The 23,857-nt window shown below is 67.7% G+C and carries 26 protein-coding genes and 3 pseudogenes; 16 read left to right on the top strand and 13 right to left on the bottom strand.

Translation table 11 applies throughout. The features are described from left to right. Window positions 1-53 precede the first annotated feature (53 nt). Window positions 54-839 (top strand): plasmid pRiA4b ORF-3 family protein, encoded by a 786-nt coding sequence (locus ACTMTF_RS44555; protein ID WP_441116140.1) that lies wholly within the window; start codon window positions 54-56, stop codon window positions 837-839. 43 nt (window positions 840-882) lie between these two features. Here ACTMTF_RS44555 and ACTMTF_RS44550 read toward each other — a convergent pair whose 3' ends face one another. Continuing rightward, window positions 883-1,143 carry a hypothetical protein gene (locus ACTMTF_RS44550; protein ID WP_441116139.1) on the bottom strand — a complete coding sequence of 87 codons (261 nt, stop codon included), beginning with the start codon at window positions 1,141-1,143 and terminating at the stop codon, window positions 883-885. 6 nt (window positions 1,144-1,149) lie between these two features. Here ACTMTF_RS44550 and ACTMTF_RS44545 point away from each other — a divergent pair, with 6 nt between their 5' ends. Continuing rightward, a complete protein-coding gene (locus ACTMTF_RS44545; RefSeq protein WP_441116137.1) occupies window positions 1,150-1,419 on the top strand; it encodes a hypothetical protein in 270 nt (89 codons plus the stop codon). A gap of 9 nt (window positions 1,420-1,428) precedes the next feature. Next, the gene (locus tag ACTMTF_RS44540) at window positions 1,429-1,689 is read left to right on the top strand and encodes a hypothetical protein (RefSeq protein ID WP_441116136.1); all 261 of its coding nucleotides are present in this window, start codon (window positions 1,429-1,431) and stop codon (window positions 1,687-1,689) included. Window positions 1,690-1,698: 9 nt separating this feature from the next. On the opposite strand, the gene ACTMTF_RS44535 is transcribed toward ACTMTF_RS44540, so the two are convergent. Beyond that, window positions 1,699-2,169, bottom strand: coding sequence for a pyridoxamine 5'-phosphate oxidase family protein (locus tag ACTMTF_RS44535; protein WP_441116134.1), 471 nt, complete (start codon window positions 2,167-2,169; stop codon window positions 1,699-1,701). Between the two features lie 148 nt (window positions 2,170-2,317). Between ACTMTF_RS44535 and ACTMTF_RS44530 the strand changes: the two genes are divergently transcribed. The 5 genes from ACTMTF_RS44530 to ACTMTF_RS44510 all read left to right on the top strand — a co-directional run bounded on the left by ACTMTF_RS44530 (window position 2,318) and on the right by ACTMTF_RS44510 (window position 8,775). Then, entirely contained in the window at window positions 2,318-2,443 is a 126-nt protein-coding gene (locus tag ACTMTF_RS44530; protein ID WP_441116133.1) for a hypothetical protein, read from the top strand. Window positions 2,444-3,105: 662 nt separating this feature from the next. Beyond that, a complete protein-coding gene (gene nhaC / locus ACTMTF_RS44525) occupies window positions 3,106-4,713 on the top strand; it encodes a Na+/H+ antiporter NhaC (RefSeq protein ID WP_441116131.1) in 1,608 nt (535 codons plus the stop codon). Further along, window positions 4,706-6,151: a basic amino acid/polyamine antiporter gene (locus tag ACTMTF_RS44520; protein ID WP_441116130.1), complete on the top strand. Its 1,446-nt coding sequence runs from the start codon at window positions 4,706-4,708 to the stop codon at window positions 6,149-6,151. Before nhaC ends, ACTMTF_RS44520 begins: the two co-directional genes overlap by 8 nt. A gap of 35 nt (window positions 6,152-6,186) precedes the next feature. Next, entirely contained in the window at window positions 6,187-7,446 is a 1,260-nt protein-coding gene (locus ACTMTF_RS44515) for an arginine deiminase (RefSeq protein WP_441116129.1), read from the top strand. 33 nt (window positions 7,447-7,479) lie between these two features. Beyond that, window positions 7,480-8,775, top strand: coding sequence for a threonine/serine ThrE exporter family protein (locus ACTMTF_RS44510; RefSeq protein WP_441116128.1), 1,296 nt, complete (start codon window positions 7,480-7,482; stop codon window positions 8,773-8,775). 154 nt (window positions 8,776-8,929) lie between these two features. Here ACTMTF_RS44510 and ACTMTF_RS44505 read toward each other — a convergent pair. Then, a pseudogene (locus tag ACTMTF_RS44505) lies at window positions 8,930-9,100 on the bottom strand (IS5/IS1182 family transposase); the annotation flags it as partial. A 150-nt stretch (window positions 9,101-9,250) separates the two neighbouring features. After that, window positions 9,251-9,448, bottom strand: coding sequence for a hypothetical protein (locus ACTMTF_RS44500; RefSeq protein ID WP_441116126.1), 198 nt, complete (start codon window positions 9,446-9,448; stop codon window positions 9,251-9,253). 472 nt (window positions 9,449-9,920) lie between these two features. Here ACTMTF_RS44500 and ACTMTF_RS44495 point away from each other — a divergent pair, with 472 nt between their 5' ends. Further along, window positions 9,921-11,528 carry a serine/threonine-protein kinase gene (locus ACTMTF_RS44495; RefSeq protein ID WP_441116124.1) on the top strand — a complete coding sequence of 536 codons (1,608 nt, stop codon included), beginning with the start codon at window positions 9,921-9,923 and terminating at the stop codon, window positions 11,526-11,528. A gap of 92 nt (window positions 11,529-11,620) precedes the next feature. Here ACTMTF_RS44495 and ACTMTF_RS44490 read toward each other — a convergent pair whose 3' ends face one another. The 8 genes and pseudogenes from ACTMTF_RS44490 to ACTMTF_RS44455 all read right to left on the bottom strand — a co-directional run bounded on the left by ACTMTF_RS44490 (window position 11,621) and on the right by ACTMTF_RS44455 (window position 18,006). Further along, the gene (locus ACTMTF_RS44490; RefSeq protein ID WP_441116123.1) at window positions 11,621-12,265 is read right to left on the bottom strand and encodes an integrase core domain-containing protein; all 645 of its coding nucleotides are present in this window, start codon (window positions 12,263-12,265) and stop codon (window positions 11,621-11,623) included. A gap of 32 nt (window positions 12,266-12,297) precedes the next feature. Continuing rightward, window positions 12,298-12,690: a hypothetical protein gene (locus ACTMTF_RS44485; protein ID WP_441116121.1), complete on the bottom strand. Its 393-nt coding sequence runs from the start codon at window positions 12,688-12,690 to the stop codon at window positions 12,298-12,300. A 143-nt stretch (window positions 12,691-12,833) separates the two neighbouring features. Then, window positions 12,834-14,750, bottom strand: coding sequence for a WD40 repeat domain-containing serine/threonine protein kinase (locus ACTMTF_RS44480; RefSeq protein ID WP_441116120.1), 1,917 nt, complete (start codon window positions 14,748-14,750; stop codon window positions 12,834-12,836). 104 nt (window positions 14,751-14,854) lie between these two features. Further along, window positions 14,855-14,965: pseudogene (locus ACTMTF_RS44475) on the bottom strand (transposase); the annotation flags it as partial. A gap of 250 nt (window positions 14,966-15,215) precedes the next feature. Next, complete coding sequence (locus ACTMTF_RS44470) at window positions 15,216-15,341, bottom strand: hypothetical protein (protein WP_441116118.1); 126 nt, start codon at window positions 15,339-15,341, stop codon at window positions 15,216-15,218. A gap of 27 nt (window positions 15,342-15,368) precedes the next feature. Next, window positions 15,369-15,536 carry a hypothetical protein gene (locus ACTMTF_RS44465; RefSeq protein ID WP_441116117.1) on the bottom strand — a complete coding sequence of 56 codons (168 nt, stop codon included), beginning with the start codon at window positions 15,534-15,536 and terminating at the stop codon, window positions 15,369-15,371. 325 nt (window positions 15,537-15,861) lie between these two features. Beyond that, window positions 15,862-16,893, bottom strand: a complete 1,032-nt coding sequence (locus ACTMTF_RS44460) for a Gfo/Idh/MocA family protein (protein ID WP_441116115.1) — start codon at window positions 16,891-16,893, stop codon at window positions 15,862-15,864. Between the two features lie 141 nt (window positions 16,894-17,034). Then, window positions 17,035-18,006 (bottom strand): aldo/keto reductase, encoded by a 972-nt coding sequence (locus tag ACTMTF_RS44455; protein ID WP_441116114.1) that lies wholly within the window; start codon window positions 18,004-18,006, stop codon window positions 17,035-17,037. A gap of 387 nt (window positions 18,007-18,393) precedes the next feature. On the opposite strand from ACTMTF_RS44455, the gene ACTMTF_RS44450 reads away from it, so the two are divergent. Together ACTMTF_RS44450 and ACTMTF_RS44445 are read left to right on the top strand one after the other, a co-directional pair. Further along, a complete protein-coding gene (locus ACTMTF_RS44450; protein WP_441116113.1) occupies window positions 18,394-18,861 on the top strand; it encodes a MarR family winged helix-turn-helix transcriptional regulator in 468 nt (155 codons plus the stop codon). A 441-nt stretch (window positions 18,862-19,302) separates the two neighbouring features. After that, window positions 19,303-19,575 (top strand): annotated as a pseudogene (locus tag ACTMTF_RS44445) (transposase); the annotation flags it as partial. Window positions 19,576-19,648: 73 nt separating this feature from the next. Here the strand turns inward: ACTMTF_RS44445 and ACTMTF_RS44440 are convergent. Next, window positions 19,649-20,935, bottom strand: coding sequence for a serine hydrolase domain-containing protein (locus ACTMTF_RS44440; protein ID WP_441116111.1), 1,287 nt, complete (start codon window positions 20,933-20,935; stop codon window positions 19,649-19,651). Between the two features lie 129 nt (window positions 20,936-21,064). On the opposite strand from ACTMTF_RS44440, the gene ACTMTF_RS44435 reads away from it, so the two are divergent. The 5 genes from ACTMTF_RS44435 to ACTMTF_RS44415 all read left to right on the top strand — a co-directional run bounded on the left by ACTMTF_RS44435 (window position 21,065) and on the right by ACTMTF_RS44415 (window position 23,849). Further along, complete coding sequence (locus ACTMTF_RS44435) at window positions 21,065-21,250, top strand: GntR family transcriptional regulator (protein WP_441116110.1); 186 nt, start codon at window positions 21,065-21,067, stop codon at window positions 21,248-21,250. Between the two features lie 327 nt (window positions 21,251-21,577). Beyond that, window positions 21,578-21,829, top strand: coding sequence for a hypothetical protein (locus tag ACTMTF_RS44430; protein ID WP_441116109.1), 252 nt, complete (start codon window positions 21,578-21,580; stop codon window positions 21,827-21,829). Further along, complete coding sequence (locus ACTMTF_RS44425; protein ID WP_441116108.1) at window positions 21,826-22,104, top strand: hypothetical protein; 279 nt, start codon at window positions 21,826-21,828, stop codon at window positions 22,102-22,104. The genes ACTMTF_RS44430 and ACTMTF_RS44425 overlap by 4 nt, the downstream gene beginning before the upstream one ends. Window positions 22,105-22,179: 75 nt before the next feature. After that, window positions 22,180-23,112: an ABC transporter ATP-binding protein gene (locus ACTMTF_RS44420; protein ID WP_441116107.1), complete on the top strand. Its 933-nt coding sequence runs from the start codon at window positions 22,180-22,182 to the stop codon at window positions 23,110-23,112. Further along, window positions 23,109-23,849 carry an ABC transporter ATP-binding protein gene (locus ACTMTF_RS44415; protein ID WP_397017223.1) on the top strand — a complete coding sequence of 247 codons (741 nt, stop codon included), beginning with the start codon at window positions 23,109-23,111 and terminating at the stop codon, window positions 23,847-23,849. Before ACTMTF_RS44420 ends, ACTMTF_RS44415 begins: the two co-directional genes overlap by 4 nt. The last annotated feature ends 8 nt before the right edge of the window (window positions 23,850-23,857 follow it).

Raw genomic sequence — 23,857 nt, 5'->3', positions numbered from 1 at the left:
GTCACTCTGCGCGAGGTTCATCCTCCGGTGTGGCGGCGCGTCCATCTGCGTCGGTGGCGACCCTGGACCAGCTGCACGAGGTGATCCAGGTCGCGATGGGCTGGCAGCAACATCACCTGCACCTGTTCGGCAAGGGCGATGCCGAGTACGGCGACAACGCCCGCGACGAGACGAAGGTGATGCTGGCCGCACTGATCCCGCGCGTCGGGGACTGGCTCGGCTATCGCTACGACATGGGCGACATGTGGGATCACGACCTGGTGGTGGAGAAGGTCCACCGGCAGGCGGCGAAGGCCGTCTACCCGCGCTGCAGCGCCGGCGGCCGCGCCTGCCCGCCGGAGGACAGCGGCGGGCCGGAGGGGTACTTCGAGCACATGCGGGCGCTGCGGCATCGCAAGGGCTGGAAGTACCGGGTGGCCAAGGAGATTCTCGGCAGCACGAAGTGGGATCCGGCCAAGTGGGACCGCGGCGAGGTCAACGCCGGCCTGGCGAGGCTGGCCAAGCTGTGGGCCAAGCAGGCCGTCCTGGTGGTGAAGGCGGCGGCCGCCGACCAGGCCGCCACCGAGACGGCCACGAAGGCCTCCACGAAGACGACGAAGAAGGCGGCGAAGTCGCCGGCCGCAACCGCGCCCCGGTCCGCTGGCGCGGTGCCCGCTCACGAAAAGAGCCGTCCCGGAAACGGGTCGTTTGCGGGACGGCCTTTGCGGCCACGTCGTGATCGTGCCGCCTGGAGTCGCGTGGCCCCGGGCGTATCAGCGCGTGTCGGCAGGAACGGAAAGCTGATCGGCTGCGATGTTGGTGTACAGGTTCTTCGCCGTCCATGGGCGGGAGTGCAGTGATGGTGGATCTCGAGTTCGTTGGCCCCAGCCGTCCGGCCAAGGACTATCGCTTCGTCGAGGTGACCGACGGCGACACTCCGAAGATCGAGATGTCGATCCGGATGGTGTCGATCGACACGCCGGAAAGCGAGTTCGGGGGCAACCCTCCACCGCGCAGGCCGCGCTTGAACGGGCCAAGGCGCGGCTGCGGGACGGCACCTATGATGCGCTGCCGGAGGATCTGCGTGAGTACCTGATCGCGCGCATCACTCCGGACGCCGCGCAGCGTCATCTGAGCGCCGGCAAGCTGGCCGCCGAGGCGCACAGGAGCATGGTGAACACCCGGCTGAAGCGGCCGGATGGCTCGCAGCGCAAGATGGCGGTGATCGCCACCGGCGAGCTGGTGGAGAAGAACGGGAGGCTGCTCGCCTACACCGCGCCGTGGTTCGCCGGCCCGCCGTCCGATCCGCTGCCTCCGCGCGACGATCCTGACCGGCGCACCTTCAACCTGGACATGGTCGCCCTCGGCTGGGCCGCCACCTTCGTCATCTTCTCTGAACCATGGCGTGTCCCGTGGATCTTTAGTGGCGGTTTGGTGTAGATCAGACCAGTGGAAGATCGCCTGAATCGTCATGATTTGACTGATGCCGAGTGGGAACGGCTGGCGCGCCTCAAGCAAGGCAGTAAGGGTGGGCGACCGCCCGGGTTCGACACCGAGCGGTACAAGGAGCGCAACACCGCCGAGCGGTGCATTAACAAGATGAAGGGCTACCGTGCAATCGCCCTTCGCACCGACAAGCGTGAGCGTATCTACCAGGGCACCGTCGACGTCGTCTCGATCAGGATCTGGCTCCGTGATCCCGTTACGTGATCCACCAGCTCACCGGCTGTGCGACCATGAGCCTTCCCGCCGCTCGGCGGCGGCGGGGACCAGCCCGTAGGGGTCGGGATGGATCTTGCGGGAGAAGTCCATCAGTTCGACTCTGTGCGGACGCAACCGGATCAGCACGAAGTCGTTCCCGGCCGGGCCGTCCGGAAAGAAGGCCTCCAATCCGTCCTGCCACCGAGCTACCCGTTCCGTCTTGTCGCCGACCAGTTCGGCGTCCGCTTGCAAGCACAGGTAGGCGAAGGCGGTCCTGTCTTCGACCGCGTAAGACACCATCCGATGACGTGAGATCTCGGTGGCCTTACGAGACGCCGGGCTCGTCCCTATCCACACGGTCCCGTCGGCATCAACACCGACATGCTGGACGAGCCGAGTATGCGGCTGCCCATCGTTCACCGTGGTCAAGAACCCATACGGGTTGGCGCGCAACAGCTCCAACGCCACATCGAACAACTCACCAGACACCGGTCACCACTCCCCACCCACCCTGAAGATCACCACACTTCAGACCATACTTCACGTGACCGACCTGCTGGATAAGGGCGAACCAAGATTCACGGGACACGCCCTAGAGCACTTCGTGAAAGGATGAGATCCTCTCGATCCTTGGCGGGTGAGACGCCACGGGATCCGCACCCTGCTGCGTTACCTGTCAGAGCCGACCCTGCGCGAGCAGATCACCGCCTGTGCGGTGCCCAAACGGCGAATACTGTTGCTGAGCTGGGCGTTCGCAGGGTGATCAGGCAGCTCTGCGGTACTCGCTGATCAGCCCGGTGACGGCTCTTCGACGGTGGATCCGGGAGGCCATGTCGATCACCTCGCTGGGATCGTGCAACGGTGGGCGGAGCGAACGGCCGACCTGGGTTGGGCCGGATCGGGCGCCCTACAGTGATCCTCACGGCAGACGGCGGGGGCTGATCCATCGGGTGGGCCAAAGAGCGTGCGCTGCATCAGCACGTTGGTCGTGCCCAGCGGGGCGGAGGCTGCCCGGCCGGCGGGCGGCCAGCTTGCTGCCGGGCGCGGTCAGCGCCTGTTCCGGAATCGGTCCGAGCCGCGACGGGGGGCGCTCGGCAGCGGCCGCGTCTTCGTGTCCGCCGCGGCCTGGGTGACCTGTTCGCGGACATCCGAGATGAGGATGTCTATGTCAGGGGTGTGAGAGCAACGACACCCCCCGCCACTGGTCGATGGGCGTGATGTAGGACGAACTTGACTTGTCGTGGGTGCTGTTGCCGCAGGTGGGCGGGTATGTCGGCCGGCACGTGATGCGGTTTCCCCTCAGGTGGTGGGGAGGGGCTAGATCAGGGATCTCAAGGAGGCGCCCATGCGGTGTCGGTGGTGGCTCGGTCTCGGTTCTTCGGCACTGGCGGCAGGCGTGGCCTCGGCCGTCTGGGAGCGAGCGCCGTGGAAGCCGACGCCATGGCGAAGCGCATCGCCCGGGGTGACCAGCGGGCGGCGGGAGGCCGGGGCGGCGGGTGCGCGGCCGGCGAGGCGATGAGCGACAGCACGAAAGACAACTCCCAGGAGGATGTGGGCCGGTCGGTTCGCCCGCCGTCGCTGGCTGATCTGGTGATTGTTCTGGTCACGCTGGTGGTGCTGATCGGCGGGTCGCTGGCGTTGTTCGGTCTGGATGCCCTCGACGGGCCGATCCAGGTGGCGCTGGTGCTGTGTGCGATGGTCGCGATGCTGGTGGTGTTGAAAAACGGGAACCGGTGGGAGGAGGTCGAGGCCAGCGGGCAGCGCGCGCTGTCGTCGATCACCAGTGCGGTTTTCATCCTGCTGGCGGTGGGCGCGCTGATCGGCACCTGGAACATGTCCGGGACGATCCCGACCCTGGTGTACTACGGGATCCAGGTGCTGTCGCCAGGTTGGTACTACGCCGCCGCCGCGCTGATCTGCGGCATCGTGGCGATGTCCATCGGCAGTTCGTGGACGACCGCCGCGACGATCGGCGTCGGGCTGGTGGGCATCGCGACCATGCTGGGGGTGTCGGCGCCGATCACCGCCGGGGCGGTGATCTCGGGCGCGTATCTGGGGGACAAGCTGTCCCCGCTGTCGGAGACCACGGTGCTGACCGCGCAGATGGTCCGGGTCAACGTCTATGAGCACATCAAGCGGCAGGCATGGACATCGGTCCCGGCGTTCGTGATCGCCTTCGTGCTGTTCCTGTTGATCGGCTGGGTGTGGGGGCCGGCCGCGACCGACATGGGTGACACCGGCAGTGAGCTGACCTCGCTGGGCGACATCTACTGGATCACTCCGCTGAACCTGTTGCCGCTGCTGTTGCTGGTGGTGTTGTCGGCGCGCAAGGTGCCGGCGGCGCTGGCGCTGATGGCGGCGGCGCTCTTCGCCGGGATCGTGGGGATCTTCACCCAGCCCGCGGTGATCCGCGCGTTCGTCGGTGAGCCCGGGCTGAACCCCGTTGTGGCCGGGATCAAGGCGATCTGGCGGGCGATGGCGAACGGGTTCGAGAAGACTTCCGGTTTGGCGGATGTGGACCGGCTGCTGTCACGCGGCGGGATGGACAGCATGCTGCCGACGCTGTGGCTGATCATCGGCGCGGTCACGTTCGGTACGTTGTTGGAGGAGTTCGGCCTGCTCAACCGGCTGATCGAGCCGATGGTGCGGGCGGCCAAGGGCACCGGCCGGCTGTTCGTGGCGGTGTTCGCCAGCGCCTTCGGGCTCAACGTCATCGCCGGTGACCAGTACATCGCGCTGGTGTTGCCGGCACGGGTGTTCCGGGCCGAGTTCGCCCGGCGCGGCCTGGCGCCGACGAACCTGTCGCGGCTGGCCGCCGACAGCGGCACGGTCACCTCACCTCTGGTGCCGTGGAACTCCTGCGGCGCCTTCATGGGTGCGGTGCTGGGCGTGCCGACCCTGGCTTACCTGCCTTTCTGCTTGTTCAACATCGCCAGCCCGCTGCTCAGCGTCGTCTACGGGTTCACCGGATTCAAGATCGAACACGTCTCCCCGAAGGGCCGGCGCGAGGACGGGAAGCCACACGGTGAGTGAGACCGGCTCGAAGGCTGGAGCGGCGCGCGGGGTATCGCTGCCGATCCTGACCGCGATGGTGGTCGGGTCCATGGTCGGCGCCGGGGTGTTCTCGCTGCCGCGGAACTTCGCCCAGGCGACCGGCGTGCTGGGTGCGCTCGTCGCCTGGACGATCGCCGGGGTGGGCATGCTGATGCTGGCCTTCGTGTTCCAGACGCTGGCGGTGCGCAAACCTGACCTGAATGCCGGCGTGTACGCCTACGCCAAGGAGGGTTTCGGCCAGTACCCCGGCTTCTTCTCCGCCTTCGGCTACTGGGCCAGCGCCTGCGTCGGCAACGTCACCTACTGGGTGCTGATCAAGTCCACACTCGGCCTGGTCGTCCCCGCCTTCGGTGAAGGCGCGACGATCGTGGCGGTGGTGGTCTCCACGGTCGGCGTGTGGGGCTTCCACTTCATGATCCTTCGAGGTGTGCGGGAGGCGGCCCGGATCAACCAGATCGTCACAATCGCCAAACTTCTGCCGATCCTGCTGTTCGTCGTGATCGTGGCCGTTGCACTGCGCGGCGAGGTCTTCGGCGCGAACCTGTGGGGCGGCGCCGGACACTCCGCCGGGGCGCTATTCGACCAGATCCGGGCGACGATGCTGGTGACGGTGTTCGTATTCCTGGGCGTGGAAGGGGCCAGCGTCTACTCGCGCTACGCCCGCGTGCGCACAGACGTCGGCCGAGCCACCGTGCTGGGCTTCCTGGCCGTACTGGCGCTGTTCGCCTCGGTGACCATCCTGTCCTACGGCGTGCTCCCCAAAGACAACCTGGCCGGGCTGCGCCAGCCGTCCATGGGCGGTGTGCTGGAGTCGGTTATAGGCGTCTGGGGCGCGGGGCTCATCGGGGTCGGGCTGATCGTGTCGGTCCTGGGCGCCTACCTGGCCTGGACGCTGATGGCGGCCGAGGTGCTGTTCGTGGCCGCCAAGGACGCCGACATGCCCGCCTTCCTCGCCCGCGAGAACCGGCGGAACGCACCGGTCGCGGCCCTGGTGATGACCAGCGCGCTCATCACCGCCGTGCTGTTCGTCACGCTGTTCTCCGACGACGCCTTCACCTTCACCCTTGAACTGACCAGCGCGCTGTCGCTGATTCCGTATCTGCTGGCGGCCGGGTACGCGCTGCGCCTGGCCCTGACCGGCGAGACCTACGACATCGAGTCGCGCGGCCGGGGCAAGGATCTGGCGGTCGCGGCTCTGGCCACTGTCTACACGGCTTTCCTGATCGTCGTGGCGGGGCCGAAGTTCCTGCTGTTGTCGTGCATCATCTACGCCCCCGGCACGATCCTGTTCGTCCTCACCCGGCGCGAGCGCGGCATGCGCGTCTTCTCCCCGGCCGAGCTGGTCCTGTTCGCCGTCGTCGTCGTGGGAGCCGTGCTCGCCATCGTCGGCCTGATCGCGGGCTGGCTCGCCATCTAGGCCCGCCCGAACCCGTACAGGAAGGAAGCCCGCACATGACCGATCGACCCTACGGCGTGCACTCCGAGGTGGGGAGGCTGCGCAAGGTCATCGTCCACCGCCCCGACCTCAGCCTGCGCAGGCTCACCCCTTCCAACAACGACCAGCTTCTGTTCGACGACATCTTGTGGGTGGAGCGGGCTCAACAGGAGCACGACGCCTTCGTCCAGGTGATGCGCGAACGCGGCGTCGAGGTGTACTACCACCACGACCTGCTGGCCCAGGCACTGGATGCGAGTTTCGAGGCCAAGCAGCAGACCATCGAACAGGTCGTCACCCACCTGACCGTCGGCCCACCTCTGGTCGACGGCGTACGCGAGAATTTGGCCAGATGGAGCGGAGACAAACTGGCCACCCACCTGATCGGCGGCCTCACTAAGGAGGAGTTCGACCTGGCCGATCTGAATGACCACTCCCTGGTCGCCGCTTCGTGCCACCCGCGGGAGTTCATCCTGCCCGCGCTGCCCAACTCCCTCTACCAGCGCGACCCGGCGGCCTGGCTGTATGGCGGCCTCTCACTCAATCCGATGTACTTCCACGCCCGACTGCTGGAGACGATGAACCAGTCGACCATCTACCACCACCACCCCATGTTCGCCGGAGAGGACTTCTCCTACTGGTACCCCTACGCCGGCGAGGACGAGCGCTTCAACGAGGAGTCGTACGGTAACGCCGCCATGGAAGGCGGCGACATGATGCCCATCGGCAACAAGACCGTGGCCATCGGCATCAGCGAACGCACCAACCCGCGCACCATCGAGCATCTCGCCCTGTCATTGTTCGCGGCCGAGGCCGCAGAGCGAGTGATCGCCATTGAGGTGCCCAAGGCCCGCTCCTACATGCACCTGGACACCGTCTTCACCTTCCTGGACGCCGACAAGGCCAGCGCATACCCGCCATTCCTGGAATCGGCCACCGCCTACAGCCTGCGCCCCGGTGACAAGAGCGGCTCCCTGAACGTTCACCGTGACGCCAACCTGCTCACCGCCCTGCAGGACGCGCTGCGCATCTCCCGTCTGGACATCGTCCCCACCGGAGGTGACGATTATCAGCAGGCCCGCGAGCAATGGGACTCCGGCAACAACTTCTTCGCCCTGGCGCCCGGCGTCGTCATCGGCTACCACAAGAACCAGTTCACCAACCGCAAGCTGCGCGAACACGGCGTGGAGGTCATCGAGATCGAGGGCTTCGAACTCGGCAAGGGCCGCGGCGGCACCCATTGCATGACGTGCCCCATCCAACGTGACGCCGTCTGAATGCGGCGGCCGACCGGCAGATGAGATCGCTGCATGAGCGAGACCGTCTCCGACGCCGACGCCAACCGCGCCGTGAGCCTGGCGCTGCGCGTCGGCGAGTTGCTGCTCGCCAACGGAGAAGGCACCGAAAACGTCACGAACGCGATGCGGGCGATCGCGCGAACTTACGGTGTGCACCGGATCGAGGCAGATGTGAACCTGTCGGCGTTGACGCTGTCGAATGTCCCGGACGATGGCCGTCTGCCGGTCACGGCCGAACGGCGAGTACGCAGGCGCGAACCTGACTTCGCCCGCCTGATCGCGCTACACGACTTGGTCGGCGAGATCACCGCCCGGAAGCTGCCGCTGACAGTGGCACGCCGGCGCCTGCACGAGATCAGTAGCCGGGCGAGGATCTATCCGCGCTGGGCGGAGGTCACGGCGCCCGCTCTGGTAGCGGCCTCGGCGGCGGTATTGACCGGCGGTGGTCCGGTGGTGGCGCTGGCCGCGTTCATCGCAACCCTGCTCGGGGACCGAGCCGGGATGTGGCTGGCCAGGCGGGGAGTTGCGGAGTTCTTCCAAACGGCCGTGGCGGCGGCCGTCGGCACCGCGGCCGCGGTGCTCATGATCTGGCAGCAGGTACCCGTCCAGGCCTCAGCGGTCGTCGTCGGAGCCGTGATCGCGTTGTTGCCCGGCCGACCACTCGTCGCCTGCGTGCAGGACGGCATCGCCGGCGAATACGTCACCGCCACCGCGCGACTGACGGAGGTGATGTTCATCGTGGCAGCCGTCCTCTCAGGGATCGGCATCATGCTCACCTTCGCCGTCAAGGCGGGCGTGCCGATCACCGTGGACGAAGCGCCCACAGCACCGCTGTCGCTGGCAGTGCCGCAACTGATCGGGGCGCTCATGCTGGGGCTGACGTTCGCCGTGGCGCTACGAGTGCCACCCAAGCACATACCACCGGCAGCCCTCGGTGGCGCGGTCATTTGGAGTGCCTATGTCTGTCTACGCTGGCTGGCCTGGCCAGCAGTGCTCGCCACCGCAGTGGCCGCCGCAGTGATCGGGCTGATGGGCTCGATGTACGCGAACCGGGTACGAGTACCGCCCATGGTGTTCGTGATCCCGGCGATCGGCCCACTGCTGCCGGGCTCGGCACTGTTTCGCGGAATGTTGAAGCTGAGCCTCGGCGACGTGCTCGGCGGCACTCACTACCTCATCGAGGCCCTGTCAACTGCTCTGGCCATCGGCGCCGGGGCGATCCTGGGCATCGATGTGCTACGCGCTCTAGGCGGTCGCGACCTCGCGCGTCGGATCCGCCCAGCCGCCCTCCGCACCAGGGGCTACTGACATCCGCCGGCCTCCACACGCGTCCGTGGCATACGGCCGGCCGATGCCGCATGATGGAAACGTACGGTTGACGGGACACCCCCGTAGACCGCATTCAGCCCCAGACTGAAGGCCCAGGCCTTCTGCGGACTTCGCCTAAGGACTGTTTCTTAGATCAGGTGCGGAGCCAGATGATCAGGGCGGCCAGGGTGGCGGTGCCGAGGAAGATGTAGGCGCGTTTGTCATAGCGGGTGGCCACGGCCCGGAAGTTCTTCAGTCGGTTGATCGCCCGCTCCACGACGTTTCTGCCCTTGTAGCGTTCGGCGTCGAAGCCGGTGGGGCGTCCGGACGGCGTCGTCCTGCCGTTCGCGGCCTACCCCGACGGGTCGGTGAAGGTCTACACCGACCCGGAACACGCCGGCTTGAGCTTCTACCAGGACCCGGGGCGATGATGGCCTGAATCACGCCGGTCGGTGGTGGTGCTTTCCGGTGGCGGTCAGCTGCGGCCTGGTGTGGGCGATTCGGCTCCTCGGGACAGCGGCAGTACCGGGATGCGCCGGGTGAGGGTGCCGGTGGTGAAGCGGAAGGTGACGTCAATTGGTGTGGCGCCGAGTGGGCGGTGGATGTCGACGAGTTCCAGGTGCGGGCGGTCGTGCCCCTGTTGGTCGGGATATGTCTGCCTGTATGGCGGCACCAACGGCAAGGGACGTCACCTCAACACAGCGGGGCCCACTGGAACCGCCCCCAAGAACAACTCCAGGCAGCACCGAGATCAGGCCGGCTACTCCTTGACGGACTTCACCATCGACTTCGATCGCCGCCAGGTGACCTGCCCAAACGGCAAGGTCAGCGGCAATTGGCCGGAGCCGCCCGCGCAGGCCCCGTACTGCGTGGTCAGGTTCGACCGCCGCTACTGCGGCCTCTGCCCCAGACCGGGATCAATGCTGACGGGCCGGCGACGGCCGGTCACGACCCGCATGTCCGCGACCGGCCGGGCCGCGGGCCGGTAAGATCGCCTGGAGGTCCGCATCCGCGGCCGGTGGGCAGGCCGTGCGAGATGGCCTGGGGCGACGTGAGATCGTCGTGAGGTGGCGGGGGGTGAGTCGGTGACGGGCTCTCGGCTGGCGGGCTCAGGCGCCCCGGGACGTATCGGTGAGCATCAGGTCGTGCGGCTGCTCGGTGAAGGCGGGCAGGGCGCGGTCTACCTGGCGGAGTCGCCCGCCGGGGGGCGAGTGGCGATCAAGGTGCTGCACGGGCGGCTCGCCGCCGATCCGGAGGTCCGGCGCCGGTTTCTGCGCGAGGCGGAGGTCGCCGCCAGCGTCGCGCCGTTCTGCACGGCGCGGGTGATCGGCACCGGGACGCTGGGTGTGCAGCCGTACATCGTCAGCGAGTACGTCCCCGGCCCGTCGCTGGACGCCCTGGTACGTGGGGATGGGCCCCGCACCGGAGGCGGGCTGGACCGGCTGGCGATCAGTACGCTGACCGCCCTCGCCTCGATCCACCGCGCCGGGATCGTGCACCGCGACTTCAAGCCGGGCAACGTGATCCTCGGCCCCGAGGGGCCGGTCGTGATCGACTTCGGCATCGCCCGCACACTCGACACCATGACCACCACCAACCAGGTGACCGGCACCCCGGCGTACATGTCGCCGGAGCAGCTCAGCGACGAGCCGCTCACGCCCGCCTCGGACATGTTCTCCTGGGCGAGCACGATGGTGTTCGCGGCGACCGGGCGCATGGCCTTCGCCGGCGGCAGCGTCCCGGCGGTCCTGCATGCCATCCTGCACAAACCGCCCGACCTGTACGGGGTGCCCGAGCCGCTGCGCGCGATGGTGGCGGCCTGCCTGACCAAGAACCCCGCCGACCGGCCGACCACCGAGCACCTGCTGCGCGACCTCACCTCCGGCGACGGCGCCGTACGCCCCGGCGGGGCCGAGCGCATGCTCGCCGACATGGCGCGGCCCGACCTGTCGGCGGTGTCCATCGCGCCCTCGGCCCTGAACGGGACGATGGCGGGACCCAGGCGCTTACGCGGGCCGCTGCTCGCGGCCGGGGCTGTGCTGGTGGCGCTGGCCGTCGCCGCGGGCTTACTGCTCGTGCCCTCCTGGCTGGACCGGGACGAAGGCGGCGGTGCGAAGGCCGCGGCCACCCCGTCCGCCGTGGCCCGGCCGGTGCTCGACCTCGCGGCCTACCCGACGGTCGACGCGGCCGACGGCTTCGACGGCGCCGCGAGCTACGTCGGCTACCAGATCTACAGCGACGAGGTGATGCCGGGGATCAAGGCAGGGGGCGGCAGGCTCACCGGCGGAGCTCGGACCCCGTTCTTCGGCTGGTTCGCCCTGCCCGGGGCGCCGTCGTCCGGCGACACGGTCAGCGTGATCACCCTGGGCACCTTCGCGGGCACCGGCAAGCAGGAAGACAGCGTGTTCGTCGGCCGGGTCAAGGACGATTTCAACTACATCGGTGCCTGGTACAACCACACCCGCAAGGCGGTCGGCATCGACGTACTGGTCGACGGCAAGTGGCGCCACCCCCTCAACAGCGCCAGCCTGTCGCTCGCGCCCGGAGACCGCCTCGCCCTGGTGCTGTCGGACGGCACCACGATCACCTCGTACGCCGAGACGGGCGGCGCCTGGCGCCGCTTGACCACCGTCGACCTCGACCTGCCGGCCACGCCGCAGGAGTGGACGCGGTGGCGCCACGGGTTCGGCCTGCGCGCCACGACCGGCACGATCACCCTGGACGCCGCCGAGGGGTACAGCGCCGCCGACTGATCGTCAGACCTTCACCGTGGTGATCGGCATGGTGTGGGGCTCATAAATAGGATGCGGGGTCTGACCTGCCGGTTCTCGGGTGGTGTCGCTGGTCAGCTGGCGATCTGGTACTCGTTGATGAGGTCGCCGAGGATGGCTGTGCGGTGGACTCGGTGGTCGGCCAGGTCGATGGGGGTTGGCGGGCTGGTTTCGGCTTGCGATGGGGACAGCTGTCCGATGCCGCGGTGAGGTCGGGCCGTGTTGTAGTGCTCCAGGTAGCGGGTGAGGGTTCGGCGTAGATGATGCTCGTTGAGGATGAGCATGCTGTCCAGGAGTTCGCGGCGTACGGTGCCGATGATCCTTTCGCAGTGCGCGTTCGCCTTCGGAGCCTGCGGTGAGCTGTTGATGACGCGCAGGCCGGCGTCGGCGAAGACCGCGTCGAAGGCATCGGTGAACTGGCCGCCGCGGTCGCGGATCAGGAACTTCAGCTTCGTCGCGTCGGTGTCGATGAGGAGGCTGCGGGCGGCCTGGGTGGTCCATGAGCCGGTGGGGTTGGCGGTGACGCTGCGCAGGTGGGCACGGCGGCTGCCGTGTTCGAGCATGATCAGGGCACACAAACGTGTGAGATTGACCGTGTCCACGTGCAGGAAGTCGACGGCGACGATGTGCTCGGCCTGGGCGCTCAGGAACTGCTTCCATGTCGGTCCGCTGCGGCGCGGTGCGGGGTCGATCCCGGCCAGGTTCAAGATGTTCCACACGGTAGAGACGGAGATCTGGTGGCCGAGGCGGGTCAGTTCACCGTGGATGCGCCGGTGGCCCACCTCGGGTTCTCCGCGGCCATGCGCAGGATGAGGGCCTTGACCGCGGCAGCGGTGGGTGGCCGCCCCGGGCGGCGACTACTGCTGTAGTCCCACTTCTCGGCCACCAGTTTGCGGTGCCAGGCCAGCAGGGTGGCCGGGGTTACCGGGAAGATCCTCCCCCCTCGATGGCGTGGTATCAGGTGTGACAGCGCTGCCGGCCACAGGCGGTCGGCTGGTTCGTAGCGCACCTGAGGGACTTGACGGCGTAGGACCGCGTTCTGATGCCGAAGCACCAGCAGTTCCGCCTCCTTGGAGACCTCGCGCCGTAGCAGCAGCGCAGGTAGAGACGGCAGGCGCCGGGTGACGGCGTACACCGTGGACAAGAACACGAAGCATGATCCCAGCCGACCCGGGCTGGCCGCTCGGTGCCCTTGGCCCCTCCGCCCACCGAACGAGGGGCTCTGCTGGTGGTGATTCGAGTTCTTGAGCCCCACAGGCACACCGGATCCCCTTGTGAAGCAACCAGTCAGTCCAGGCGAAGGCGCCAGACGCCCGCGTCCGTTGACTGGCCCACCATGACCACAGGCGCGCCCTTCACAGCCCCCACCGCAAGCGAATCCGGCACATAATCAATCTCGATCAAGGACCCCACAGGCGCCCCAGTGCGAAGGTTCCACATCTGAATCGCCTCGTAGTCCAGGTCCGCCCCCTGCACGGTGGAGACGATTACCGGAGCCCCATCCACTGTGCCGACACCCACCGCATTGGCCAATGTGTCGCCCGGAGCCTCAATCTCCCTGATCAACCGCCGGTTCCGCAGATCCCATACGCGCAGATCGCTGGAGACCACGATGGGCGTTCCGTCCAGGTTCCCGACCGCGATGCCGTTTCCTGTCTCCTCGGCCAGCGGCGCGCCGAGCTGCTTTCCGCTGCGCAGGTCCCACAGCCGCAGCGTGTCATCAGGCCCATCGAGTGAGACGGCCACCGGCGTGCCGTCAACCTCGATGGCGGCCAGCGCGGCGATCTCGCCCAGTCCGGCGTCGATGGTCCGGATGTGGCTCCTGGAGTTCAGGTCCCAGACGCGGATGGTCCGATCGGCGCCGCCGGAGAGACCCACGGTCTTGCCCTCCAGTTGCGCGAGCGCCACGGCGTTGACGCGTTTGACGTGCCCATCGAGGTTGTCGACGTAATCGTCGCCAGCCACGTTCCACAGGCTCACCGTGCCGTCGGCGTGCCCAGTGAGGGTGAGCTCTCGGGACGCCGCCATCGAGGTGATGTCTGCGGTCTGGGAAGGAAGGTGGGCAAGCGACAGGTGCTTGTCCGCCGCGAGGTCCCAGAAGGTCACCGCGGACTCCTCGGCCACCAGCGCGCGCTCCCCCGCCAATGCCACCGCGACGACGTCGTGGCCGTTCCCGAGGTCGATGGTGGTGAGTCGGTCGCCGCTGCCGGGAAGCAGCCACAGCAGCGCGGCGGTCGCCGCGAGCGTGATCGCCAGCGTTCCGGCCACAATCGGGAGCCTGGCCCTGGGTCGCGTCCGTTCCAAGAGCGGATTCGTTGTCTGTCGGCCGGCCTCGGCGAGCGGATCGTTACCAGCGTGCGAGCCTTCCCCGGAGAGCCGCCCGGATCCGGCTACGGGGTCGTGCCCGACGAGCCGCAGGATGACCTCATGAGCGGCGGGGCGCCGGCGCGGGTCCTTGGCCAGAGCCCTGGCCACGAGCTCGCGCAGCGGCTCGGGCAACGGCGGTAGCTCCGGTTCGTGGTGCAGAACGCGATGCATCGCCACGGCCACGTTCTCACCGTTGAACACGTTCCGACCCGTCGCGGCGAACAGCAGGGTGGCAGCCCAGGAGAACATGTCAGAGGCTGGACCGACCTCCCCACCGGAGATCTGTTCCGGCGACATGTAGGCGGGGGTGCCGATCAGGCCCTGAGTGGTCGAGGCAGATGAGCCCACCATCTTGGCGATGCCGAAGTCGATCACGCGGACGCCGTCGGGCCCGAGCAGCACGTTCTGCGGTTTGAAGTCCCGGTGGACGATGCCTGCGCGGTGAATGGCGGCCAGCGCGGTGGCGGTGCTCACGGCCAGCCGTTCCAGCGCGCCGAAGTCGCGCGGCCCCTCGCGCCTGACCACCTTGTCCAGCGACTCGCCGTCGACGAGCTCAGTGACGATGTAGGAAATGCCCTCGTGGATCCCGGCGTCCAGCACCCGCGCGGTGCAGAACTGGGCAACCTGACGCGCCGCCTTGGCCTCGCGCAGGAAGCGGGTCGAGGCACGCTCGTCGCCGTCCAGGCGGGCGTGAAGCAACTTGATCGCGACTTCATCGCCCGCCGCGTTGCAGGCTCGGTATACCGCGCCCTGGCCGCCCTCCCCCAGACAAGCGAGGAGCCGATACGGTCCGACCTGCTCAGGTTCGCCGGGGCGAAGGGGGCGCGAGTCGACCATGGTCCGCCATCGTAGATCACGGAGTGCTGTCGGCGTACCCCTCGGCGTGCAGAGGTAAGTACGGCTAAACGGGCTCTGCCGCTGATCTTGGGATGGGTTGAGGATCATGCTCGGAGCAGGATTCGCTTTCGCAGGAGATCGAAGTTGGCTCTCCCATAGCCCTGCCGCTTGACCAGCTTCACTCGCGTGTTCTGCCCCTCGGCCTGTCCGGAGTTCCAGGAACCGACAGTGCGCCTGCCGAAAACTACGTCCATCCAGGTCAAGCGGCATGTGAGTACTCGTGGAGAACCCCTCCGAGCTGATCTCGCCGGCGTATGCTCAGGTTGGCCATACGGTTCGGATCTGTGATCGGATCCGGGACAGCCCGTAGTGGAGCAGCTTGGACCAGGGCTTGATGGGCGCGGTGCTGGTTGTAGAACCGTTCATACTCCCGCAGGGCGTGACGCAGGTGGCGTTCGTTCCAGATCATGCAGCGGTCGAGAACTCGCGGCGGCACGACTGCACCCATCGCTCCATGACCGCGTTCATGCGCGGCATCCGAATACCGGTGAGCACGGTCTGGAGGCCTGCGTCGGACAGGATCTCGTCCATGAGGGCTGGGAACTCGGCATCCCGGTCTCAGATCGGGTAGCGCGCCCGGCAGCCAGCCTCCTCCAGTTCCATCACCATATTCTTGATCGCCTGGATGACCCAGCTGGCGTTCGGGTTCTCGGTGGTGCCCAGCACGCGGACGCGCCTGCTGGCGTGCTCGATGACCGCCAGGATGTACTGGCGCTGCCCGTTCAATGAACGGCCCGTCCTGCGTCTCGAGAACGGCGGCGCGCGCGGATGTGGTCATACGTCGTGTGCCTCCTGCGAGGCGCCGGCGGCACCGTGGTGGCAGGGGTCGGAAATCATCAACGACTCCCAGGTCGGGGTTGTGGGCTCAGGGGCCCCGCGTGTCCGAACCTACGTCGGCTGTCCGTGCTCGCGAATCGGTCGCCATATCGGTCACGGCCTGGTTCTCCCGGGGCGTGCCGTGACCGGGTCTGACCGGCGGGGCTCCGCCGTTGGCTGCCCGTACATCACCGGCACTGGTGCATGGTGACGAGCAGGGCGTGGTGAAACACCTTCACTGCCGGAGACCGGTGCGCGAGGCCTCTTCGACTCGGGCGATCAGGCGGCTGTTGTGGACGGCGTGGTCGAATCCGGGGGTGTGGTGGGTCCCGTTCGTGATGTCGCGCGCCAGGCTGGCATACACCTCGCCCACGTTGATGGACGCGCCCTTCCAGATCTCGGCGGCGGTTGGGCCGGTACCGGTGGCGACGGGGCTGTCGGGCGCGGTGAAGTCCACGCTCGACGAGAGCGCGAGGTCGCCGACCTGAACGCCCGCGGGGTGATCGCCGGTCAGCTTCAGCCAGCCGTCCGACCCGCGTACTTCCAGGCTGAAGTGGGCGTCGGACGCGGGTACGCCCGCCAGGATCTGCACCCCGACCGGCGCCCCCGACGAGGTCTTGGCGATGGCGTCGAGGTGATCCGGGACTTCCCGGACGGAAATCGTGCCAGTGTCCACCAGCTTCACCTGCGGCCAGAGGAGTTCCGCGCGCGCATCAATTTCGGTGATGTCACCGAGAACCGCTTCGATGACATCCAGAACGTGGCCCACCGCGATGGTCAGGAAGCTCGCTCCCGCCGCTGCCTTGTCGAAGTACTCGTACGCGCTCACCGACTCCGGGCCGTTGCCGAATGTCGTCGCAGCTACTCGTGCCGAGAGCAGGCGCCCGAGCCGGCCCTGCAGGCCGATCGCCGTGTGGAGCGAGCCGGCCGCGTCAGCCATCTCTTCCGTCTGCGCAACGGTCGCGCCCAGCGGAGACTCCGAATATACGGCCTTGTTCGCCGCGAGGGCCGCGAGGACGAGCTCGCGGTGCGCCGGGACCTTGACAGCCACGGTGATGAGATCAACCGACGGATCGCGGATGAGCTCGAACGGATCGGCGAACCAGCGCTGGGCGCCGAACGCTTCGGCTGCGCTGCGGGCACTCTGCTCGTGCCGCGTCGCCACGCCCGCCAGGTGGAAGTCCGGCTGTGCCGCCAGCGCGGGGATGTGCGATGCCCCGGCCCAGCTCGCCTTTGTGTCTGCACCGATAATGCCGACACGAATCACGCTGCTTGACATAACGTATTGCTCCGCTTCTTTCATTGCGAAATGGATCAGTTGGATCAGGCCGGTTCGCCGCTTACGTCCTGGGCCTGAGTACTCAACCGGCGGACCGCGTGGGGCGGATCACTCACCCACCTGCTTGTTTCACTGGTCGATGGCAGCCATGTCGGGCTCGGCATGGCGTTCGCCGGACGCGGGTGTGAGGTTTTTCAGACGGGTGATCTGGCCTGCAGTGAGTCGGATTCCGTCGGCGACGCTGTTCTCCTCGAGCCGGTCGATATGCTTCGTCCCCGGAATAGGCGCGATATGGTCTCCTTGTGCGAGCAGCCAGGCCAGAGCGACCTGTGCGGGCGTGGCCTCGATTTCATCGGCGACCTCGCGTACCTGGTCGACGATGCGTAGGTTGCGTGTGAGGTTGTCGCCGGTGAACCGAGGATTGGTACGACGCCAGTCGGCGGCGTCCAGGCCGTCCAGGGTGCGGATGTCACCGGCGAGAAAGCCGTGTCCCAGCGGTGAATAGGGAACCAGTCCGATGCCGAGCTCACGCAACGTGGGCAGCACTTTGACCTCAGGGTCTCGTGTCCACAGCGAGTACTCAGTCTGGACAGCGGCCACTGGGTGAACCGCGTGGGCCCGGCGGATCGTCGCCGCAGCCGCCTCCGACAGTCCGATGTGGAGGACCTTGCCCGCGTCCACCAACTCACTCAACGCTCCCACCGTCTCCTCGATGGGAGTGCCGGGGTCGACCCGGTGTTGGTAGTAGAGGTCGATGTGGTCGGTTCCGAGCCGCCGCAGCGACCCGTCAACAGCCGCGCGAATGTTGGCGGGGGTGCTGTCCGGGCCTGGTCGGCCGGTGTGGGAGATGAGGCCGAATTTAGTGGCGAGAACGACCTCATCCCGGCGGTTCCTGACGGCGCGACCTACCAGCTCCTCGTTGACGTACGGCCCGTACACCTCGGCGGTATCCAGATGTGTGACGCCGAGATCCACAGCGCGCTGAAGGGTGCGGATCGACTGGGCGTCGTCTCGACCGGCGCCGGTGTAGAACGCGGACATGCCCATGGCACCCAGGCCGAGGCGCGAGACCTCGAGCCCTCCGAGCGACGTGAACTGCATTCGTTTGCCCTTCCTGTATCCATCCGGCGGCCCCGCGCCTCGACGCGGGGACCGGTTTCAGCGCCGCGGGAGGTCACGTAACGGCGTCGATGGCGCACTGCGCCGCTAGCGGTTACGCGCTCAGGTGGCGGCGAGGAGAACTTGATGCGTCAATATCTACACCCTTCAACTTGACGCGTCAAGAAGTGGGTCTAGTATGGCCTCATGGCGAGCACCGCAGATGGCACCAACGGACGACACCGCCGACGTTCGCGGAACGGGTCGACGGCCGGGACAACGGCGCCTGCCGAAGGAGGATCTGACTCGGGAGAGCCCACTGGTCCAGTTGCCGAAGCGCGATGGCTGAACCACGAGGAACGGGCGGCATGGCTGGCCAACTCCGCGATCATGATCAGCCTGCCGGCCGCGCTGGACGCGCGGATGCAGCGCGAGGCTCAGCTGACCTTCTTCGAGTACATGGTGCTCTCGGTCCTCTCCGAACAGCCGGCTCGCACGCTGCAGATGAGCGCCCTGGCCGCGCGAACGGCGGCGTCACTGTCGCGGCTGTCGCATGTCGTCGGACGGCTGGAGAAGCGCGAACTGCTCGCACGGACCCGGATCCCCGGTTCCGGCAGACGCACCAATGCGACGCTGACCGAGGCCGGCTACGAGGTGGTTGTGGCGGCGGCGCCGGGACATGTCGCCGCAGTCCGCGAATACCTGATCGATGAGCTCGAGCCCCAAGAGCTGGCGACACTGCGCCGCATCGGCGCCGCAGTCGACGCCGCCATCAAGCGCGAGCAGCTTGACGCGGGCTCTGCGGCGTCGGCTCCGCCCGAAACATTGACGACCCGCAGCGGGGCAGAGGCGTACTAAGCACTGATGGAGGAGCAGCGCCACGCGACGGTGGCGTCAGCTACTTCCAGTTCTTTCTGCCGGCACGGCCGGCCCGGTCGCCGGAGGCCCGGCACAGGGCGTTGGAGCACGTGCCGAGCACGGCGGCCGGGACCCTATACGTAGTGCCAGCGGGCTTTGGGCACAGAATTCATCCTGTGGGCGACCCGCGGTGATCAAATCAGGGTATCTGCCGTGCTCGGTGCGTGCTCGCACGCCCCGTCACGTACCGTCAGAACGCGGCGCTGCCTGACACGCAGTGTGCGCGAAGGTGTCATGAACTACCATCAAATGGCGTCGTGAGGCACTTAAAGATCTTGCTTCTGATCCGACGGTCGCAGGTTCGAATCCTGCAGGGCGCGCTTTAATCATGGCGTTGAACTGCGGAAACGCGCGCCAGGTCAGGTCTCCACCCTAGAAGGGGAAGTCCAACCCTTCCTCAACTTCGACACCGAGATCCGCCGGGTGATCTGCTCGACCAAAGCCATCGAGTCGGTCAACGCCCGCATCCGCCGGGCGGTCAAAGCCCGCGTGCACTTCCCCAACGAGCAGGCCGCGCTCAAATGCGTCTACATGGCGATCATGAGCCTGGACCCGACCGGCAAGGGCCGCAAACGCTGGATCACCCGCTGGAAAGCCGCTCTGAACGCCTTCGCCATCACCTTCGAAGGCCGCCTGACCCCGACCACCCGATAGAACTGATTCAAGATCGAGTTACACCGTTTACTGGACACACCCGTCCGCGGCATCGATCGCCATCTGTGGGCCTTTACGGTGCGGTGCCGTGTAGCTCTCGGATGAGGGAGCCCGGCACTGGCGTGCCGAGCATGTGGCAGACGGCCACCTTCTGGGCGGCGAACTCTACGTTGGTCCAACGTGTGATCCCGTCGTTGGGTGCGAGGTCGCTGGCCTTGCCAGTGCTGTCGCTGATGGCGGTGCGGCGACCGTCGTCGGAAACCGCGGTCGTGCTGTGGTGGCCCTGGGTGTCGCCGCCGTGGCCCCATGCCGTCCCGCAGGGCGTATCAAACTTGATCAGTCCGAGACCATAGCGGCCCTTGATGGGAAATTCGCGCGGTAAGGCGACGGTGGTCTTCATCTGCTGGAGCTGCGCACGGGAGAACAGTTCGGCTTTGAGAAGGGCGGAGTAGAAGCGTGACAAGTCGCTGGTGGTGGAGATGACCGCCCCGGCAGCGCCGGCCCAGCCGCCGATGTTCGCACCGGTGTGATCGGTGTATTTCGGGGTGCCGTCGGCAAAGGTGATGGCGTATCCGTGAGCGTATCCTGGGCCGGTGTTGGTGGCCCGCGGGTTGGCGTAGTAGGTGTGCTTGAGGCCTAGCGGGCGGGCGATGCGCTGGCGAATGAGGTCAGCGAGACTCGAGCGGGTCAGCTTCTGCGCGATCATTCCGAGCAGGGTGTAATTCGTGTTCGAGTACGACCAACCCTTGCCGGGGGCGAATGTCGGTGGGTGGGCGAAGGCAGCGGTGAGCAGCTCTCGCTCGGTCCAGTTGTGCTGCGGGTCGTTCTGCATGATGGACAACACCTCGGGGTCGCCGGTGTAGCTGAACAGGCCGCTCGTGTGGTTGAGCAGCATGCGCACGGTGATGTTGTCGCCGTCGGGGACGACGCCGGGCAGGTACGTCGAGACCGGTGAGTCAAGTGCGACCGCCTTCTTGTCGACCAGTTGCAGGATCAGCGTCGCGGTGAATGTCTTGGTGTTGCTGCCGATCTCGAACTGGTCGTCCGCGCGCAGCGCGCGGCCCGTGGCGATGTCGGCGACTCCGACGACGGTGGTGGAAACGCGCCGACCATCGTTGATCCGTGCCAGGTAACCAGGGTTGCCGATGGCCAGCATCTGCTGTGCGACGTCACGCATGGAGCCGTCGGCCGGCGCGGACGCGACGGTGGTCGGTGGGGCCAGGTGGGGGGTGGCGGCAGCGGAAGCGGCGACGGCAACTCCCGAACTGGCCAGAATCGCCGCCGCGGTTATGGCGACACCCACGGTGCGCCGCTTGCTGTGGTGCCTCGTCGTTGAGGCGGTCGGGTAGGTGGGGCTCATGGTCTTGTCTCCTTGATTGACGCCGCGAGGCCCGGAGCTGCCTCGCCGCTGGTGGGGGCAAGCCTCTCCCGCGAAGTGTCGTGGTCGAGCTTCTGTTCTATAATATATATAACAGATAGAATGCCTAGCGTGCAGCTGCTACTTGACCTCGACAGCGAGACGCCGATCCACCAGCAGATCCGCGACCGCATGGTGGAAGCCATCGCGGACGGGCACCTGGCGGCAGGCGCCGCGCCGCCTTCGACCAGACAACTGGCGGTCGACCTCGCGATCAACTTCCACACCGTCAACAAGGCGTACGACCTGCTGCGCTGAGAAGGCTCACCGTGTACCCGCCGATACCCCCACGCCGGGTTCTCCCGTGCCAGCCGGAGGACCAGCTCTCGGACCTCCTTGGTTGTTCCAGGACGGCCAGGGCGGTGGGGGTAGGTCCAGGAGCGTTTGATCAGCCGGCGATGCCAGGCCAACAGGGTGCCTGGGATGACCAGTCGATGAGCTCGCCGCACTTTCGGTAGGAAGCGGGCCAAAGCCGCCAGGAGCGCCCGATCGGCCCAGTCCGGCTTCGTCCGGACGACCTGACGCTTCAACACCGCCGATCAAGCGCCATGGCGCGGTGCCGGTGCAGGTGGCCGACCTGGACAGTTGACCGCGCTGGCCATCGCGGCGTGGGTGCTGGACGAGACCCCGCTGGCGGTCCGGACGTTCGACGAGGCCGTCCAGTCGTGGTACGCCACAGGACCGCTCCCCGAGGGGCTCGGCGGCGTCATCGCGCTGGCCTACTTCGAGTACGGCCGCTGGGATCAGCCCGTGCGGTCTGCGCCGATCTCGTCGCGCTGCCGGTGGCGGCCGGACTCGGCCACGCCGTCGCGTGCGCGCACGCCATCGAGGCCATGATCGTGGCGTCCCAGGGCGACGCGGCAACCGCCCGCGCGCTCGCCGACGAGGCGTTGCGCCTGGTGGACCCACTGGAGAGCCGATCGGTCGCCGTGTACGCGCACCGCGCCCTGACCGCCGCCGCCATGGCCGTAGGCGACCACGAGGCCGCCTACGAGCACGCGCGGCGGCCATCACGCCGCAGATCGTCCGGCTCGCCGCCCGCGGGCCACTGCCCGCCGACGGGTGAGCCAGGATGCCCTGCACGCGAGCGCACGGTGAGATCCGCGGGGTGAAAGGTCTTGGGTCCGATTTGCCAGGACGATAGAGTCTCGCCCTGAAGCAGCGCCATACCGGGGTTGAGGAGGGGTATGTCCAGCACGCCCTTGTCCCTGCCGCAGCCTCCCGCGAAGGCGCCGGAATTCGGGCGAGACGCGCTGATCGCGTGCGAGAGCCTGGTGCGGATCTACCAGTCCGGGTCGATTGAGGTGCAGGCACTGCAGGGGCTGGACCTGGTCGTGGACAGCGGTGAGATGGTGGCCGTCGTCGGCGCGTCCGGGTCGGGGAAGTCGACGTTGCTGTCCATCCTGGCCGGGGTCGACGCACCCACCGCCGGGCGGGTACGGGTCGATCAGTGGAATCTGCTGGACATGTCGCGGGCCGATCGGGTCCGCTACCGGCGGCACACCGTGGGACTCGTACGCCAGCAGACGGCCGCCAACCTCATCCCTTACCTGACCGCGCGGCAGATGGTCGACCTGCCGATGACGGCGGCCCGCACTCCCGGCCGGATACGCCGCAAGCGTGCTGCCGAGTTGCTGGACCTGCTGGGCGTCGCCGAGTGCGCCGAGCGGCGGCCCGCGGAGCTGTCCGGCGGGCAGCAGATGCGGGTGGCCATCGCGGTGGCCCTCGCCAACGAGCCGAGGGTGCTGCTGGCCGACGAGCCGACCGGGGAACTGGACAGCGCCACCTCGGCCGCGGTGTTCGGGCTGTTACGGGAGACCAACCAGCGGCTGGGCGTCACCGTCGTCATCGTGACCCACGATCCCGCGGTCAGTGGGCAGGTGGAGCGGACGGTGGCGATTCGCGACGGGCGCACGAGCAGCGAGGTGTTGCGGCGTACCGCCACCGGAGACGACGGCGCCCAGCAGGTGATCGCCGAGGAATACGCGGTGATGGACCGGGCCGGGCGGATTCAGGTGCCGCGCGACTACCGGGAGGCGCTGGCGTTGACGCGACGGGTCCGGCTGGTGCTGGAGGCCGACCACGTCGCGATCCGTCCCGACGGCGGCGGGGCCGGATGAACGGCGGGCCCCTGGTCGGTGTGCGTGGCGTTCATCGCCGGTACGGCAGCGGGGCGACCGCCGTGCACGCGTTGCGGGACGTGACGTTCGAGCTCGCGACCGGCACCATGACCGCCCTGGTCGGGCGGTCCGGCTCCGGCAAGACCACGCTGCTCAACATCATCGGCGGCCTGGACCGCCCGGACTCCGGTACGGTCCACGTCGACGGGACGGACGTCACCGCCCTCGACGAGGACGGCCTGTCCCTGTTACGGCGGGAGAAGGTCTCGTACGTCTTCCAGACCTTCGGCCTGATCCCGGTGTTGTCGGCCGCGGAGAACGTGGGCGCCCCGCTGCGGCTGGCCCGCGTACCGCCGGTGGAGCGTGAGCGGCGGGTCGCGCTGCTGCTGGACCTGGTCGGACTGGCCGCCCATGCCGAACAGCGTCCCGGTGAGCTGTCCGGCGGGCAGCAGCAGCGGGTGGCGATCGCGCGAGCGCTGGCCGCCTCGCCCCGGCTGCTGATCGCGGACGAGCCGACCGGGCAGTTGGACGCCGAGACCGGTCTGTCGGTGATGGCACTGCTGCGCGGGGTGGTGGAGTCGGAGGGGGTGACGGCGCTGGTCTCCACGCATGACCCGACGATGCTCGCGCTGGCGGATCGGGTGATCCGCATCAACGACGGGCGGCTCGACGAGCATCCCGGCATGCGCTCTGATGGGCCGCTCGACGGACGTTCCAACGGCCGGGGCGATTCTTGATCAGTATC

This window comes from Nonomuraea sp. ZG12 (assembly GCF_052068115.1).
Taxonomy (GTDB): domain Bacteria; phylum Actinomycetota; class Actinomycetes; order Streptosporangiales; family Streptosporangiaceae; genus Nonomuraea.
Note: the sequence above shows the minus strand (reverse complement) of the source record. Positions and strands in the feature narration are given on the sequence as shown.

What these genes read in the sequence shown, in the direction of transcription:
- ACTMTF_RS44545 (WP_441116137.1), top strand. Translation starts at nt 1,150, where the DNA reads ATGGTGAACACCCGGCTGAAGCGGCCGGATGGCTCGCAGCGCAAGATG.
- ACTMTF_RS44515 (WP_441116129.1), top strand. Translation starts at nt 6,187, where the DNA reads ATGACCGATCGACCCTACGGCGTGCACTCCGAGGTGGGGAGGCTGCGC.
- ACTMTF_RS44510 (WP_441116128.1), top strand. Translation starts at nt 7,480, where the DNA reads ATGAGCGAGACCGTCTCCGACGCCGACGCCAACCGCGCCGTGAGCCTG.
- ACTMTF_RS44480 (WP_441116120.1), bottom strand. Translation starts at nt 14,750, where the DNA reads ATGGTCGACTCGCGCCCCCTTCGCCCCGGCGAACCTGAGCAGGTCGGA.
- ACTMTF_RS44470 (WP_441116118.1), bottom strand. Translation starts at nt 15,341, where the DNA reads ATGGACGAGATCCTGTCCGACGCAGGCCTCCAGACCGTGCTCACCGGT.
- ACTMTF_RS44455 (WP_441116114.1), bottom strand. Translation starts at nt 18,006, where the DNA reads ATGCAGTTCACGTCGCTCGGAGGGCTCGAGGTCTCGCGCCTCGGCCTG.
- ACTMTF_RS44450 (WP_441116113.1), top strand. Translation starts at nt 18,394, where the DNA reads ATGATCAGCCTGCCGGCCGCGCTGGACGCGCGGATGCAGCGCGAGGCT.
- ACTMTF_RS44440 (WP_441116111.1), bottom strand. Translation starts at nt 20,935, where the DNA reads ATGAGCCCCACCTACCCGACCGCCTCAACGACGAGGCACCACAGCAAG.
- ACTMTF_RS44425 (WP_441116108.1), top strand. Translation starts at nt 21,826, where the DNA reads ATGATCGTGGCGTCCCAGGGCGACGCGGCAACCGCCCGCGCGCTCGCC.
- ACTMTF_RS44420 (WP_441116107.1), top strand. Translation starts at nt 22,180, where the DNA reads ATGTCCAGCACGCCCTTGTCCCTGCCGCAGCCTCCCGCGAAGGCGCCG.
- ACTMTF_RS44415 (WP_397017223.1), top strand. Translation starts at nt 23,109, where the DNA reads ATGAACGGCGGGCCCCTGGTCGGTGTGCGTGGCGTTCATCGCCGGTAC.